Origin of the sequence: Pustulibacterium marinum (assembly GCF_900116665.1) — a bacterium.
Taxonomy (GTDB): Bacteria; Bacteroidota; Bacteroidia; order Flavobacteriales; family Flavobacteriaceae; genus Pustulibacterium; species Pustulibacterium marinum.
On the sequence record NZ_FPBK01000009.1, the window covers coordinates 128,464 to 146,162 of the forward strand.

Below are 17,699 nucleotides of genomic sequence, written 5' to 3' on the forward strand. Positions count from 1 at the left end.
ATTAAACTCCTGAACTTTGTTCGGGAGTTTTTAGTTTAGACTATTTTCCACCACACGCTTATCCGCTTCGTTTACCAATTTTCCCAGAGCTTCTGTTTTTAATTTATGAACTTCTTTTGTAATCGCTTTTTGATATATAGAAGTACAGTGAGCTTGTTGCTGTAAATACTGAAGTAATTCATTCATTTTTAATATCATTACCAAATCTTCACTGCAATAGCGTCTAAATTCCACAAACATCAGACTTAGAATATCTTCAAAAGAAATGGTAGTTTTCAACAGATATTGATCATCATAGCATTCAATATTCATATCATTTGAAAGTTGCATTCGCATGTTTAGCAATACCGTCAAATAATCAAAACACAACACCGCCGTTCCGGGATCATTGATTCCCGGAGACATTGCTTTTACCGCAATTTCGGTAAGTTGTTTGAATGCCAACACGTAGTTTTCGTTCACAAATTCGCCATCTGTGTATTGAAAACAACTCAATATTTCGTTCACTTCTTCCCTTTCTAGTGATTTATTGGTAGCAAAAAGAGGTTCTTCTTTCTGAATAAATTTTCCCTTATACGGAAGCATTTTGATATGCAAATCTTCCTTCTCTTTCATTAATTTCCGAAGGCTTCTATCGTTCAAACCACCATAATAACCTATTTCTTCTGCTTTATAAGTATGCCATTCTTCAAAATTGAAATTGGGAACCTGCTTCTTTTCTGCATCTATTAATAATTGTATGCGATTGCTTGCGGCCAAATAAATTCGCTTTACAATATTATTTACTTGAATGGCCTGTGAGATCGAGTGAATAAAATAAATGAACAATGCCAAGCAAAGAATCGTAAACAAAATGGCCATGAGAACTGAAAAAATAGGTAACTGATTTTTATCGGAACCCGATTCAACCGAAAGAAATATAAGAATACCATATACAATGGTAGCCAAATATATTCCTAGAACGTATTGGTGATTTTTGTTTGAAATTAATCCTGGGAGTAATCGTGGTGAAAAATTAGATGAAGCTTGATTTAGCACCACCATTACCATTGAGAAACTAAATACCATGAGCGAAATGAGTACGCCAATAATGGTACTCAATAATGTCTTGGCCGTATCGGGATCTTTAATTTCCAACTGAGGTATGACAGCTACAACCCAATTGCTTACATGCATACTTTCGGCATAGAACATCACTCCGGTAAACAAAATTCCTATGAGTGTGATTACACTGGGATAAAACGCAATTTTACTTTCGAGATAATAGTAAAGGTGATAGATCTTATTTCTTAACTTGATCATAGCAAAGGATGTAATGTACAAAACTATCAAGTATTGTTGCTTTGATCAGAGTTATTAACAAATAGTAAACTTCAAATTACGTTAAATGTTAAATTTTACACCAAAGAGTAGTTTTATAGACTTTTTAAGGCTGTTATCTTAGAAAAGATGTTAAAGTTAACTCTATTACGGAAAAGCGTATAAAAATATAACTTTTTTCTCTTAGCTTTGTAAAAATTTTCATCAATTAATACCAATGCTATGAAAAAAAAACTACTATTATTAGGTATGCTAATGAGCATATTCTTTGCAAACGCGCAATGTGAAACATCCAGTTTCATCACTACAAACTATATCAAAGATGCAAAAATACTAGCATTACGTGAGATTTTAAGTGATCCGAACGATGTAGATTATGACAATCCTGAAATTCCTCAAAGCAGATATCAGCCCTATTTAGAGGATTTATCTGTCATCTATTCCAATGTACAAAGTATCGCAGATGTAGATTCTGTTTTTGTTCAATTTCAAATTCATGCCAATCCGGCTTATACCAACATTACTCCATATAACAACTTTAAATTTAGTGTAAGCGCAGATACGGAATGGTTGACTAATTATAAAAACACCGGAGTTTCCGGAGTTGCTGAATTAGATGCATTAATGAACACCTATGACTTCACTATTGACAACTATCAAGATTTTTCTACTTGTAGCTGTACTTGGTTTTCTTTAAAGACAGATGATGTTATAAACATGACTGCCTTAGAAAATGATTTTTTAAATATTGAAGGAATAGAAAATGCAGAAGGTTACATCAGTTTTGATGAAGCTTTTAACTATGACGGAGTTTTATATAGTATTTCGGGTCCTTGGAACGAAGATAACTATGTAGAAGTTGCAGATATTATTTACAACACAGATACAGAAACCTACCAATTTTTCTTGTATGCAGGCGATTGTTTAAGTGGATGCCAACAAAGCAAATCTTGGGATATCCAAATGAACGATAACTGTACCTTCAACTTTTTAGCAAATGATGATTTTGCTTATGCTACTATTGAATGTTATCCCAATCCGGTAAAAGATGTACTGCACATTTCTAGTGATAAGCCAATTGAAAACGTTCGTATTTACAATTTGAATGGAGCATTACTAAAGGAGTCAAAATCATTTGGCGCTATAGATGTTTCTCAGCTCGCTAGTGGTGTATACTTTGTGCAACTAACAGGAGAAACTGGAAGTACTTTAACTAAGAAGTTTATTAAATACTAATATGTATTGAATGCATATATAGCTACAAAAAAGCCTCCATTAAGGAGGCTTTTTTGTAGCTATATTTTTTATTATAGTTTTAAAGAGAAGTGACTTTGAAATTCTCTAACTTCACCTGTACTAGATTCTGTATACACTACCTTAAACCAATAATCATTGGACGGCATTAAAACTCCATTATACATACCATCCCAACCTTGGCTGGTTGCACTCATTTGTTTTAGTAGTTTTCCTTGTCTGTCGAAGATAAATACTATTGCATTTTCCTGACTTTCCAACCCTATGATTCTCCACTTATCATTTACGCCATCGCCATTAGGTGTAAAGTACTTCATGTAATCTATAACGCTTACTTCTATTGAAAGACTACCACAACCATTCACTTCTATAATAGTTACGGTATGTACGCCTGGTTCAACATTAGTAAATATATTAGAATCTTGAGCAATGTTGTCATCCAATTGGTATTCATAGGTTGAAACACCAGCCCCATTTGCTAATACTTCAATAGTATTGTTATCACTAAAGATTTCTGACTGAATAATAGTAGGTGTAACACTTGGCAACGAAGCTTCCTCATAGGTAACTGTATTGGTGGTATAACTACATTGATTAACACTCTCTGATGTTGTAATGGTCACATAATAGTCTCCACCTTGAGTTACTTCTATCGTAGGAGTTGTGGCGCCATTACTCCATAGATAAGTATACCCAAAACCTAAGTCGGTACCAATGACAGGATTATTTGTAGCATCGATACATACAATACCATCATTCACTATTTCTAAGGTTACTTCTGGCATTGGTTCAACCAATAATTCTATCTCTATAGGTTCTCCATTGGTACAACCCGTGGTATTATTAGTGACTACTGCATAAATAAAAGTACTTTCAGATTCATATGCTGCTGCATCTTCATCAGTGATCGGACTTATTTGTGCTAAGGCATTGTCGTAGGTTTCATAAAAAGTTACCGTATATCCGTTTGGATCCTGCCCCATCAAAATAGTAGATTCCAAAGATGTCAAATCAAATATTTCTACACCATCATTATTGTAATAACCATCTTCTGTAAGGCTTTCACAAACTGCATATATCCCGGGAGTTGCTGCCAATGGTGCTTGTTCTATATCCATAGTATAAGCTACCACTTGTATACATCCGGTTTCTAAATCTTCTACACGAGCATACATTTCTAAGGTTCCATAAACATCTACATAAGGACCAATAATCATTGGATAACCAGCTTCAGCAGCAGCTTCTGTAGCGTAATAGCTAATTTCTAATCCGTCCAAGGAACCACCATCTACTACAAAACTATCCATGTCTGTTAATAATACTTTTTCAATATCATTATTATCTAGCTCACAAACATAAAAGAAGTTTGCATCTGTAACCTCTGGTAACGGATGTACTATCAAATCAAAATCTACAATGGTTAAACATCCTGTAACATCATTGGTAACCCCTACATAAATAGTTTGATTGTAGGAAGAAACATTATAATAAGCCTCTGGATTAGCAATAGCATTAGCACCTTCAAAAGCATCTTCGTAACTTTCATAATAGGTTGCTGACACTCCCGATTCTCCATTTAATAATGCTAATTCGTCTTGCATAAGATCAAAAACCACCTGACCGTTATTTTCGTCTCCATCTAAATCATCATCACATGCTTCCAATGGCTCCATAGCTGCTAAAGGTGTAGGATTGTTCAACACACGTAATGTTACAGTTGTAAATGTGGTACAGCCGGTAATTACATCTTCTACACGCACGTATAGGTTTTGAGGATTCGCGTAATTGGTATAAGCCGTATCATCTGGAATTTCATTTACATTGTTTTGAGCATCTGCCATAGATTCAAAGAAATGCACCGAATACCCACCAACATCCCCTGTAATTTCATCTTTTTCCCATGTAAGATCAAAGACCAGCGTTTCATCACCTTCTTCTCCAAAATCATCACACAAGGCTAAATCATAATCATAATTTGGATTGATCACCGGGTTTTCATGCACCAATAAATCAAATGCTCTTACAGTGAAACATCCGGTAGTATTGTTTTCCAAACGTACATAGATTGTTTGTTGATAAGGGTTAACATTGGTGTAATTCAATGGCAACGAGTTTTCTCCCAATACAGCCTCTGCTTCTGTTTGATAATAACTGATGCTAAAATCTGAAGTACTTTGATCTACATACACAGCATCATTTTCCAGAGTTAAATCGAACTCCGCTAAACCATCTACTACACTATCATCACAGATCTCCAAATCTGGTAAATTGGCCGAAACAACCGGCGTATTTTGAACAATCAAATCTAATGGAATAACAGAAACACATGAGTTTACATCCCACGTTAAACGAATGTAAATAGTTTGTAAGTAAGGCACTATGTTATCATACATGCTTGTTAGCTCATTGGTTGCTGTTGTAGCATCAATATAAGTTTCGAAGAAGGAAACCTCATAATTAGCACTGGAATCTGTAATGGCAGCTTCAGCCATACTTTCAATATCAAAAGAACCAAAACCATCGTTATCCGGATCACAATAGGTCAATGCATCCAAAACCACATCATTTGGAGGCGTTGGGTTTACAATAAGTTCTAAAGGTTCTATAGAAAAACAACCCGAAACCGCATGTTCTATTCGTATATAAACGGTTTGTTGATCTGGAGTAATATTCTGATACATACTGGATATTGTATTCACTCCATCTTCAGCATCCTCATACGTTTCGTGGTACGAAATATAATATTGCTGTCCGTTATTTGGTAGTATCCCATTATTGATACTTTCAATATCAAACTCAGCAAAACCATCATGGTCTATATCACATTCTTCTATAGAACCTGCAGCTAAGGTATCTGGTATCTCTGCTATTTTTAACTCTAAAGTTGTGGTATTGTAACACCCAGTAATGGTATTTTCTAATCTCACATAGATTGTCTCATCTGGCGTCTGTGTGTTGGTATACACATCTGGCAACGCACTTGTTGCAGCTTGAGCATCTTCTAAAGTAGAATAATAGGTAACTGAAATATTGGTTTGTCCGTTTAATATTTCAGCATTCATGGTATTCAACTCATAATCGTAGTACCCGTCTTGGTCTTGATCACACCCATAATATGGATAAGGAACTATAACCTCTGGAACTGGATTGATCTGAATATCGAATGAAGCAAAGCTGACACAAGAAGTATCATTGTTATCCAAACGGATGTATATGGTTTGTCCTCCTTCAACGGTATTATTAAAGCTTGAAGGGTTGGCAATAGCATTGTTACTTGCAATGGCATCTTCTTCTGATGTGAAATAAGATATGGTGAAGTCATCTTCATAACCGTTGAAAATTTCCGTTTCATACTGTGTTAAATCAAATGATTCTATACCATTGTTACTACTATCATCACAAACTTCTATAGTATCTAATGAACCTACTTCAAGAGCATGAGAGGCTATCAGGTCAAAAGATACAGAAGCTGTACAACCAATATCTTCTTGTGCCACACAGTAATCTAACACTCTTACTTGTTGCAGGTTATAAGCTGCACCTGTTGCTCCAGTAAACCCCCAGTAAACATAAGGAGAACCATCAAACACTTCATTAGTAATATCTATAGTAGCATTGATAACTAGAGAACCATCAAAAGTTACTGTAAAAGTTTGCGCTTCTACATCCCAATGGAATATGGCGCTATGCCAAGCTCCGTCTTCTAAATTCCCTGCATTATAGTAGGGAGTAATAGCAGAATGTGCCGCTACATTCTGAGGGTTCCCGTCTTGAATAAGAGCTATATGGTCATTACTAATTGGATCTACACTAACTCCATTATCATATGTATCAAACTCCACAGCAAAAGAAGGAGAAATCCCAGCAAATCCAAGTCCGCCACCTAGAGATCCGGCATTTACAGATAGTGGTTGAATTACAAATGCCATTCCATCTGCACCAGCATCATTATTCCCAAAATACATTTCACTTTCCACAGTAAAATCTTCCGATAGATCTAACATGATATCTGCCCAGGCACTTCCGTTTTGACCAGATTGATTTGCAGTTAAACGTATGGTCTCGTCATCAGAAAGCAGTACTGCATCATCATTCAACGTAAAATCTGTTGACTCAAATTCATAACAAACGGAATACGAATCGGTTACATTGGCTGTTATAGTTTGTGAAGCAGATTCATATGGATTTGGCAATTCGTCTCCAATTAAGTTTCCGTCTTCATCAAAATACTGAATAGAAACGCCTTCCATATCACCAATAATACTTTCGGTAACTCCCGAAGTATCAAAAGATGCAATTCCTGAATCATCTGATAAACATTCTAAGATATCTTCTGGTTGATTAATTACAGGAGTTGAATAGGAATTTACCGTAAAACTTGTGGTTGCATAACAATCGCTATTAATTGTATTTTCTACCCTAACATATAAGGTTGCTACAGATTCTGAAGGAATTTCGTATGCATCAATACTACTAATTGCATTGGTTGCCGCAAGGGCATCTGCTTCGTTCTCATATACTGAAGCCGTAAAATCGTCTGTACTTTGTCCGTTTAAAATCTGCGTAAGTTGAGTATTCAAATCTAAAGTTACCGTTCCGCTACCATCATCACAGATATATAGATCTTCTATTTCGGTTACCTCCGGAAGCATATTCACCACAATATTAAAACTCGTAGTACTGTAACAACCAGAATTTGTTTCTTCTAAACGAACATAGATGGTTTGCTGAAATTCTTCTTCGTTTTCATAGGTCTGAGGAACTGAAAAAGCATCGGTTGCATTTTCTGCATCTTCCGCTGTGTAATAATACGTTACCTCTACCCCAGTTTGTCCATTTAAAATTTCGTCTTCTTTAGAGGTCAGATTGAAATTTGCATACCCTTCATTGGGTGTTTCTCCACATAAAAGATAATCTTCAATAGCTGAAACTTCAGGAACTGTACCAATGGTAATTTCATAAGAATTAGACGTGTCACATTCTGTTTCTACATCATCTGGAGGTACAATGGTATAGGTTATATTGTAGGTTCCGGGAGTACTATCTGTTACATTTACTTCACCCGTTGTTGCGTCTATAACCAATCCGTCTTCCGAAGTAAAAGTTCCACCTTCATAAAAACCATCAGCAAGTGTTGGTATTATGTTTTCTGAACCTTGACAAACGGCGTCTTCACCATAGGAAAAACTCAAATTGAAACCTTGAAATACTACTTCCAGTTCTGACACACAATAGGTTCCATTCCAGGTATAATGATACGTTCCCGGAATACTGAATCCACTAATAGTTGTTGTATTTGAGTTTGGATCGACAATCACTGTTTCACCTGGGTTATCATCGGCAGCAATCCAGTTACCACCACCTGCAGCTTCCACCTCCACTTCAGCATTAGAACAATCTATTGTATATGGGTTTTCAGTAAGAATTCCATTGTTTGCTGTAATACTCACAGCATCCAAAAAGTTCCCCACAGTTGGGTCTCCACCGGCTGTTGAAACCGCTTCAAAAATAAAACGCGTAATGGGTTGGGAGTCTGGCGAAGTATAGTTTCCACTATAATAAACCCATGCTGCATTGTTTGTAGAAAATGTATCTACTACTTCGTAAGGACCGCCGGGAGGCCCTGATAAAATTTGACAAACATCAAAACCTGCAGCTCTTGCTCTATGCGCAAAACTATAGGTAAAAGAGGTTGACAACGGTGTTTCATAATCTTGATAAATCCCTGCATCTTCATCTGCATTCAATTCTACAAATTGACTTCCTGAAAAACCAGGTACATCTTCAAAATTAGGTACCGGCCATACTTCTATCAACCCTGATGTAGCGGTAGTTCTCCAACCTTGCATCATATCTTGATCTATTTGAGGAGGGTATATACCTATAACAACCGGTGATTCAAAATCACTATTGATGGTTCTAATGGCACATGAAAAACTATCTACATTTGCAGGAAGTTCTGGGACATTGACACACAAATCAAAGTTGGTTGCATTAACTGCTGTAGAGTTATCCGTAACTCGTAGTAAATAAGAAATTCCTACTTCAAGATCCGTTGCTAAAATATTATTGAGGCTTGTACAGTACAATTCTGTTAAACTTGAACAAGTACCCGAATACAATGTAAGTACAACCTCGTCAAAAGTGCTTCCTAAATTCCCTCCGTTTGGATTTACAATTTCAATTTGATGTGTATTTGAAGTTGCGGTAAATTGATACCACAAATCGCCACTGTTTGTATCGGCACAACTGTTATCTTCCGAAGAAACTGTTGCATTGGTAAAAGTCACATTGGTTACATCTGTACATTGATCATCATCATTAACTTGTAGTGTCGTAGCGTTTGAACACTCATCATTTGATGTCGTTTGAGAGAAAACAATACACGAGAAAAACACTAAAATTACGGTTAGATAATTTTTGAATTTCATATTGGTTGGATGGTTTTTTTAGTTGGAGCGGAAAATTAGTTATTTTTAAAAGTTTGACCACATTCAAATCATCATAATTTAGTATCACATACGTGTTATGAAGCGAATAAACATACTCATTGATGTACTTTTGTTTGATTTTTAACAGATTTAAGCAACAAAGCATAGAAAACTAAAATCCCAAGCAACGGCTCGGGATTCTTTATTACTTCTCTAAGAGTTTCTATAAAACTTACTTCTTCATCGCAAAGTGATCGGTGTACTCTTTCACTTCTCCAGTGCTTGGTTCGGTATACACAACTTTGAACCAATAGTCATTGGAAGTGAGTATTTTTCCATTGTACGTTCCGTCCCAACCTTCGCTGGTAGCGTTTAGCTGTTTTATTAATTTCCCATAACGGTCAAAAATGAATACCTGAGCATTCTCCTGATTTTCTAATCCGATGATTCTCCAGGTATCATTGACACCATCTCCGTTTGGAGTGAAGTACTTCATATAATCTACAACACTTACTTCGATAGTTAAGCTTCCACAGCCGTTTACTTCGGTGATGGTTACTGTATGAACTCCCGGTTCTACATTTGTAAATAAGCCACTGTCTTGCACAGGATTGTCGTCTAACTGGTATTCATATGCTGAACTTCCGGATCCGTTAGCGGTTACTTCTACGGTGTTGTTACCGCTGAACATTTCTGATTGAATCACTGTTGGCGTTACACTTGGTAGCGATGCTTCTTCAAAAATTACTGAGTTACTAGTATAGCTACATTGATTGATACTGTTGGTATTGGTTACCGTAACAAAATACTCCCCACCTTGGGTTACTTCGATGGTTGGCGTGGTTGCTCCGGTACTCCATTCATACGTGTATCCTGAACCTAAATCAGTTCCGATAACTGGATTATCAGTTGCATCGATACAGATGATTCCGCTATTTTTCAATTCTAAAGTTACTTCTGGCATTGGCTCTACAATCAATTCAATTTCGATTGGTTCTCCGTTGGTACAACCCGTATCATTATTAGTGACAACTGCATAGATAATTTGACCAGCACTTTCGTAAGCCGCTACACCTTCCTCTTCAATAGCACTGATTTGCGCTAAGGCATTATCATAAGTTTCATAGAAACTTACCGTATATCCGTTGGGATCTTGACCGTCTAAGATGGTTTCTTCTAGAGTTGTTAGATCGAATATTTCTACCCCATCATTGTTGTAATAACCATCTTCGGTTAAGCTTTCACATAATGCATAGGCTTCTGGTTGACCCGCTAGTGGCGCTTGTTCTATGTCTATTTCGTAGCCTACGGTTTGTGCACAACCTGTAACAAGATCTTCTACTCGTGCGTAGATAGTCATGGTGCCATTTACGGTGATGGCCCCAACAATTTCGTGGGTTCCGGCTTCTGCGTAGGCTTCCGTAGTGTGGTAGGTGATTTCTAAATCAGTAGCATCTCCACCGTCTAACACAAAGCTATCCATATCGGTCAGGGGAATGGTTGCTACATCATTGTTGTCTACTTCACATAAATAATACATTGGTTCTTCGGTTACTTCTGGTAATGGATGAACGATTAATTCAAAATCGGTAATAGTCAAACAACCCGTTGCGTCGTTGGTGACTGCTACATAAATAGTTTGGTTGTATTGAGAAACATTGTAATAACTTTCAGGATTCGAAATAGCATTCGTACCTGCAAAAGCATCGTCATAACTTTCGTAATACGTTGGCGTTACTCCTGTTTCGCCATTTAAAATAGCCAACTCATCAATCGTTAAATCGAATACCGTTTGGCCGTTGTTTTCATCTCCATCATCATCATCGTCACAAGCTTCTAAAGCATCGATTTCTGATAATGGTGTTGGATTGTTCAATACGCGTAAGGTTACTGTGGTGAACGAAGTACAACCTGTAATAGCATCTTCTACACGTACAAAAACAGTTTGTGGATTTTCAAGATTTGTATAAGCTGTATCTGGAATAATCTGGTTGGTATTGTTCTCTGCATCTGCCAAGGTTTCGTAATATAGCACCATATAACCATCTACGCCACCGGTTACTTCTTCATTTTCTACAGTAAGATCGAATATTAAAGTTTCATCACCATCTTCTCCAAAATCATCACACAAAGCTAGTTCGTTGTCATAATCTGGATTGATCACTGGATTTGGATGTACGATAAGATCAAACTCTCGCACCGTGTAACAACCCGTAGCGTTGGTTTCTAAACGTACGTAAATGGTTTGTAAAAATGGGGTGATGTTGGTATAGTATGTTGGTAAAGGACTCTGATCAGCTATCGCATCATCTTCGGTTGCGTGGTAGCTAATACTAAACTCTGAAGTACTCTGAGTGCCGTAAACTGCTTCGTTTTGAAGACTCAAATCAAACTCTGCTAAGCCATCGGCTACTGAATCATCACAAATTTCCAAAGGCTCTAAATTAACCGGTACTACAGGGGTTGGATGTACGATCAGTTCTAAAGGTGCTACATCATAACAGCCCGTGATAGCATCTTCTACACGTACATACATGGTTTGATCATTTGGATAAATGTTTTCATACATGCTTTCAAAGGCATTGACATTTGTATCGGCATCCGATTCAGTTTCGTGAACCGTTACAATATAGTCTCCGTCATCTGGAACTACTTCACTAACTACTGCATCTATGTCAAATTCGCCATAACCGTCATTGTCCGGATCACAGAATTCCATTGGCGCTGGCGCCACAGCAACGGGTGGTGTGGATACTACTAATTGAAGGGTGGTGGTACTTTGACAGCCCGCTATGACATTCTCTAATAATACATATAACGTTTGTGTGGGTGTTTGCACATTGGTATAAGAACTTGGCAATGGATTTTGTTCATTCTCCAAATCCTCTTGAGAAGCGTAATACGTCACACTAATATTTTGTTGGCCATTTACAATTTCAGCATTCTTTTCTGTAAGCATAAACGTTACCATACCATCCATAGTGGCATCATCACATCCATACAAAGGAGTAGGAATTATAGTTTCTGGAGCACCAAGTACTTCAATTACAAAGGACGCTACATTGTAGCAACCCGTGCTTAATTCCTCTAACCTCACATAAATAGTTTGTTCATTTTCCACCGTATTTGTATACGCTTCTGGAGTTGAAATAGCCAAGGCTGTATCTCCATCAATGGCAGCAGTTTCTGTTTCGTAATACGTAATAGAATAATCTGCTGTTGCTTCATCATCAAGAACATTGGTATCTTGAAGCGTTAGATCAAAGGTTTCAAAACCATCATTGTTTTCATCATCACACAATGAAAGGGGTTCCAAAGTACCAATTTCCGGCGCTGAAACGACTAATTGAAAAGGAACAATCGTAAAACATCCATAGGTATCATCTTCTAGTCTAGCAAATACTTCTTGCTCATAAGCTTGCGTATTGGTATATGCTTCTGGAGTGGTGATAGGACTCACTTGATTCTCAGCTCCGGCTTGATTTTGATAATATGTAATGGTAAAACCGGTATTATCAGAAATCATTTCAGCCTCTACGGCCGTTAAATCAAATGTAGCATAACCATCTAAAGCACCGGAATCACATATAATATAATCCGCAACTTCATTAGCCGCAGGTGCACTATTTACATTGAAGGTAATGTGCTGAATCATAGTAATCGCTCCGTCTTCATTGGTGACACTCGCGTATACATCCATAGGGCTTTCCGATGCATTCAAAGTATAGGGTGTATTTAAATTATCTGTTCCCAATACCTCAGCAGATTCTTGATTATCATAAAAAGTAATACTGATGTCGTCACTACCCGAGGCAATAGCATCTGCAATGGTATCTAGGTCAAACTCCGCACTACCATCTCCATCATTATCACAAGCATAGTAATCTTCACCCTCATAAACACAATCTAACACTGCATCTCCTCCAAAGGATAACGTAAATCCTGATTGTGTACCAGACCACCTATCAATGGCGATCAAAATAATATCTCCAGGTACTACATCATAATAACGAACCAAACCAGGATCTGGCATACCATCTACACCTGCTCCTTCACATAGTTCGGTGGCATCCAAGTCCAATCCAATAGTATAAATCCCAACATTCGTTGGGTTGTTTTGAGAGCCTCTATCTGCTGTACCCAAATTACTCAAATCCGGGTTTTTCCATGAGACAAAATCAAAATCGATATTATTCTCAGGAGTCAATAAAAAAGTAAACGTTGAACCCGACTGTACCTGCACCAGATAGAACGACAAATTATCTGTCAAGGCAGAATTAGAACAAGGAGTGAATATAGTATTAATTCCTGTACTCCCAGGAGATTCCGCTAAGAGATCTTGGTCTGTACATACAAAGTTAACGATACCGGAAACATCCTGAGATCGAACAACTTGAAAAGCACATACCAATAAAAAGGTTATACATAGTTTTATTTTCATGAGCGGTTTGGCTGGTTAAATATGTAAAGAAATGTTATTTAAAAGTTTCAAAGTTAACAAAAATGAAAGTCGTTTGTAAAGGTTTTCCCAAAAAGAAACTCCTGCTTTTTATAAAAACAGGAGTTTTATAATTTTAGTATACATACAAGATTCTCTCTTACAAATCAAACTTAATACCTTGTGCTAAAGGTAACTCTGTAGTATAGTTGATGGTATTGGTTTGTCTGCGCATATATACTTTCCAGGCATCGGAACCGGATTCTCTACCGCCACCGGTTTCTTTTTCACCGCCAAACGCTCCACCAATCTCTGCTCCGGAAGTACCAATATTCACATTGGCGATACCGCAATCAGATCCTTCATGACTTAAGAAACGTTCGGCTTCGCGTAAGTTATTGGTCATAATAGCAGACGACAAACCTTGCGCTACTCCGTTCTGTTGTTCCAAAGCGTTACTCACATCTCCCGAATATTTCATCAAATATAAAATAGGCGCAAAGGTTTCGTGCTGTACAATTTCGTAATGATTTTCAGCTTCAGCTATGGCAGGTTGCACATAACAACCGCTTTCGTAACCTTCGCCCTCTAAAACACCACCTTCCACTAAGATGTTACCACCTTCGGCCTTTACTTTTTCCAACGCATCCAAGTACATTTGAACAGCATCGGTATCGATAATTGGCCCTACATGATTGTTTTGATCTAACGGATTTCCGATCTTCAACTGACCGTATGCAGCTACCAAAGCATCTTTCACCGTGTCGTACACATCTTCGTGTACAATCAATCTACGGGTAGAAGTACAGCGTTGGCCGGCAGTACCTACAGCGCCAAACACAGCACCAATAACGGTCATTTTAATATCTGCATCCGGAGTTACAATTATGGCGTTGTTTCCGCCCAATTCTAACAAGGATTTCCCAAGACGTTCTCCCACAACCGAGGCTACTTTTTTCCCCATTCGGGTAGAACCGGTCGCCGAAATCAACGGCACACGCTTGTCGGCCGTCATCATAGCGCCTACCTCAGCACCGCCATTGATCAAACACGAAATGCCTTCCGGAAGGTTATTCTTTTTCAATACCTCAGCGATCAGTTGCTGACAAGCTACGCCGGTTAAAGGTGTTTTTTCTGAAGGTTTCCAAATACACACATCGCCACAAATCCAAGCTAGTGCAGTATTCCAACTCCACACCGCTACCGGGAAATTAAAGGCTGAAATAATACCCACAATGCCCAACGGATGGTATTGCTCGTACATGCGATGCCCCGGACGCTCGCTGTGCATGGTAAGTCCGTGCAACTGACGCGACAGCCCGACTGCGAAATCACAGATATCGATCATCTCTTGTACTTCGCCTAAACCTTCCTGAAAACTTTTCCCCATTTCATAGGAAACCAATTTTCCTAAAGGCGCTTTGAACTCACGTAATTTATCTGAAAACTGACGTACAATTTCACCACGCTGTGGTGCAGGTGTGGTACGCCAAACTTTGAAAGCAGCGGCTGCGGTAGCTACTACTTTTTCGTATTCTTCTTGGGTGGTCGTAGTAACCGACGCAATAGGCGCGCCGTCTACCGGAGAATAAGAAGTGATTCTTTCCCCAGCTCCAAACCACTCGTTTCCGGTTGCTGTACCGGGATTGTGTTGCTGAATTTTCAGATGTACTAATTCTTCAGCTATGTTATATTTTTCCGCTACTTGTGACATTTTAAACTTTTTTATAAGATTTTGTTATGAACAGTAACGAAGATAGGCATTCTAAACCTGAAAAGAAAACTAGTCTTCCTTAGCTACAAATCTAGGGTCGGCCTCCATAACAGTTCCGCACTGGTCACAAGTACGCAATTCCTCTGAACCATAGAAATGTTTGAAGTGTGGCAAGAAATCTTTTTCAATATCGTGCAACTCAAAACGCACATCGTACAACTTGTGGTTACAATTGTCGCAATGCCACAACAAACCGTCTGTAAAACCTTTGCCGGCACGTTTGCGCTCTACCACCAAGCCTACAGAACCTTCGGAACGCATTGGTGAATGCGGTACGTGCGCCGGATGCAGATACATATCACCTGGACCAAGCTCCATTACTTTCTTTTCACCGTCTTCCTGAATAGCTACTTTGATGGTACCTTCTAGCTGGTAAAACAGTTCTTCAGTTTCGTTATAGTGGTAATCTTTACGAGCATTTGGGCCGCCAACGATCATCACAATATAGTCTTCAGAGATTTCTTTGTATAGATTTTTGTTTCCTACCGGGGGTTGTAGCAGGTCGCGGTTTTCTTCAATCCATTGTTGCAGGTTGAATGGTTTTTGTATCGCCATTTTGTGTTTGTATTTAGACGTATAAAATTACGAATAAATAGCACACCTACTAGTTTCGTATAGAAAATTAGCGGAAAAGGGTAGTTTACACAAATTTAGCAGTTAACTTTAAATGAAATTTCTAACCTCATTAAAAAATTAAATTTGGACAATCAGATTGCATATAAAATAATCAATGTTGTAAATAAATTCCCTCTTAATAAAATTATTGATTCTGAGACATTAATCAATAAAGACAAAAAACAAAGATTAGAGAAAATGTTTCCAATTTTTGATTTAATTCATGAATATTCAATAAGATATAACAAGTCAGTTTTCGAAATAAGAGATGAGCTCAGTAAGAATAGATTATACTTAATAAAAAATAAGCAACAAAAAGATTATTTGGTTCTCAAAAAATCAATTAAAAATTCTGGCTTCTTAATTTATTCAGATTTTCAAAATAATTACCTTGAATACGTCATTGAAAAAGCAAGAATTATTCTATCGAAACAAGTGAATACGAAATACTCAAATCGGCTAGACTATATTTTTTTCTTTAAATCGAAAAGCGATTGCATAAAATACTTAGCAACTACTAATCAACTAGATTTTTATGAAAAAAAAATAATAACTATTGCTAAAATCCAATTTACTTCTGTCGATGAAATCGCATATCTAGACAACAATTTACTTTCAAACTATACGGAAAGTTTCACGGTTCCTGAATATGTTCAAAAAACAATTTCTTACTGGCTAGAAAAACTGTCTGAAGAACCATTAATTGAAATCTTATTCAAAGGTAAATTTAAAATCTTGGAATATCTTTAGGTTCACTGCCCCACCATCTAATCCCAAAAACAATAAAAATCATACCTTTATAAAACCTAAAAAAAGTTCCCCATGAAAAATCCTTTTGTTTCCATAGTACTATTAATGCTTTTGTGTATAAGCTGTGAAACCACTACTTCAGAAAAAACAACTGACCCTGAAACTAATAATGATACTACATTTGCAATTGTCATACACGGAGGTGCGGGTACTATTTTAAAAAAGAATATGAGTGACTCTCTGGAAGTAGCTTACAAAACAAAACTAGAAGAAGCTATACGTACTGGATATCATATTTTGGAAAATGGTGGAAATAGTTTGGATGCGGTGGAAGCTACCATTCATGTCATGGAGGAATCTCCACTTTTCAACTCGGCAAAAGGTGCTGTTTTTACTGCGGAAGGCAAAAATGAACTAGATGCTTCTATTATGGAAGGTAAAACGCTCAATGCTGGTGCCGTTGCCGGAGTCACTACGGTAAAAAGTCCTATTAGTTTGGCAAGAGCCGTGATGGAAAAATCAGAACATGTAATGCTAAGTGGCGCAGGTGCTGAAACCTTTGCAAAAGAGCAAGGCTTGGAAATTGTAGATCCCTCCTATTTCTACACCAAAAAACGAATGGAATCGCTAAAGCGCGTACAAGCCAATGAAGCAGGAACTACGGCAACCTATGATCCGTATATCAAGGATTCAAAATATGGTACTGTTGGTTGTGTCGCCCTTGATAAAAATGGAAATATTGCTGCAGGAACTTCTACCGGAGGAATGACCAATAAAAAATGGAGCCGTATTGGGGATTCGCCTATCATTGGTGCAGGAACCTATGCAAACAATGCTACTTGTGGAATTTCGTCAACCGGATGGGGAGAATATTTTATAAGAGGAGTGGTAGCACACGATATTTCTGCCATGATGGAATATAAAGGTGTGAGCCTACAAGAAGCGGCTAAGGAGGTGATTCAAAACAAACTTACTGCAATGGGTGGCACAGGTGGAATTATAGGATTAGACCAACAAGGGAATATGGTAATCGAATTCAATACAGCAGGTATGTACCGCGCAACAATGAATGCCAAAGGTGAACTAAAAATTGGCATATACAAACAATAATATTACT

Annotated in this window: 8 protein-coding genes; 3 read left to right on the top strand and 5 right to left on the bottom strand. The window is 37.6% G+C overall.

All coding sequences use genetic code 11. The features are described from left to right. Positions 1-30: 30 nt before the first annotated feature. The gene (locus BM383_RS12515) at positions 31-1,302 is read right to left on the bottom strand and encodes a DUF2254 domain-containing protein (protein WP_093025481.1); all 1,272 of its coding nucleotides are present in this window, start codon (positions 1,300-1,302) and stop codon (positions 31-33) included. Between the two features lie 240 nt (positions 1,303-1,542). Between BM383_RS12515 and BM383_RS12520 the strand changes: the two genes are divergently transcribed. Continuing rightward, positions 1,543-2,556, top strand: coding sequence for a T9SS type A sorting domain-containing protein (locus BM383_RS12520; RefSeq protein WP_093025482.1), 1,014 nt, complete (start codon positions 1,543-1,545; stop codon positions 2,554-2,556). Between the two features lie 71 nt (positions 2,557-2,627). Here the strand turns inward: BM383_RS12520 and BM383_RS12525 are convergent, their stop codons facing one another. The 4 genes from BM383_RS12525 to BM383_RS12540 all read right to left on the bottom strand — a co-directional run bounded on the left by BM383_RS12525 (position 2,628) and on the right by BM383_RS12540 (position 15,772). Next, positions 2,628-9,005 (bottom strand): lectin-like domain-containing protein, encoded by a 6,378-nt coding sequence (locus tag BM383_RS12525; RefSeq protein WP_093025483.1) that lies wholly within the window; start codon positions 9,003-9,005, stop codon positions 2,628-2,630. A gap of 232 nt (positions 9,006-9,237) precedes the next feature. Then, positions 9,238-13,446, bottom strand: coding sequence for a T9SS type B sorting domain-containing protein (locus tag BM383_RS12530; protein WP_093025484.1), 4,209 nt, complete (start codon positions 13,444-13,446; stop codon positions 9,238-9,240). A 157-nt stretch (positions 13,447-13,603) separates the two neighbouring features. Next, positions 13,604-15,157 (bottom strand): L-piperidine-6-carboxylate dehydrogenase, encoded by a 1,554-nt coding sequence (amaB, locus tag BM383_RS12535; RefSeq protein ID WP_093025485.1) that lies wholly within the window; start codon positions 15,155-15,157, stop codon positions 13,604-13,606. A 69-nt stretch (positions 15,158-15,226) separates the two neighbouring features. After that, on the bottom strand, positions 15,227-15,772 hold the full coding sequence (locus BM383_RS12540; RefSeq protein WP_093025486.1) for a 3-hydroxyanthranilate 3,4-dioxygenase: 546 nt from the start codon (positions 15,770-15,772) through the stop codon (positions 15,227-15,229). A 144-nt stretch (positions 15,773-15,916) separates the two neighbouring features. On the opposite strand from BM383_RS12540, the gene BM383_RS12545 reads away from it, so the two are divergent. Then, positions 15,917-16,582 (top strand): hypothetical protein, encoded by a 666-nt coding sequence (locus BM383_RS12545; protein WP_093025487.1) that lies wholly within the window; start codon positions 15,917-15,919, stop codon positions 16,580-16,582. 72 nt (positions 16,583-16,654) lie between these two features. Then, complete coding sequence (locus tag BM383_RS12550; protein ID WP_093025488.1) at positions 16,655-17,692, top strand: isoaspartyl peptidase/L-asparaginase family protein; 1,038 nt, start codon at positions 16,655-16,657, stop codon at positions 17,690-17,692. Positions 17,693-17,699: the final 7 nt, after the last annotated feature.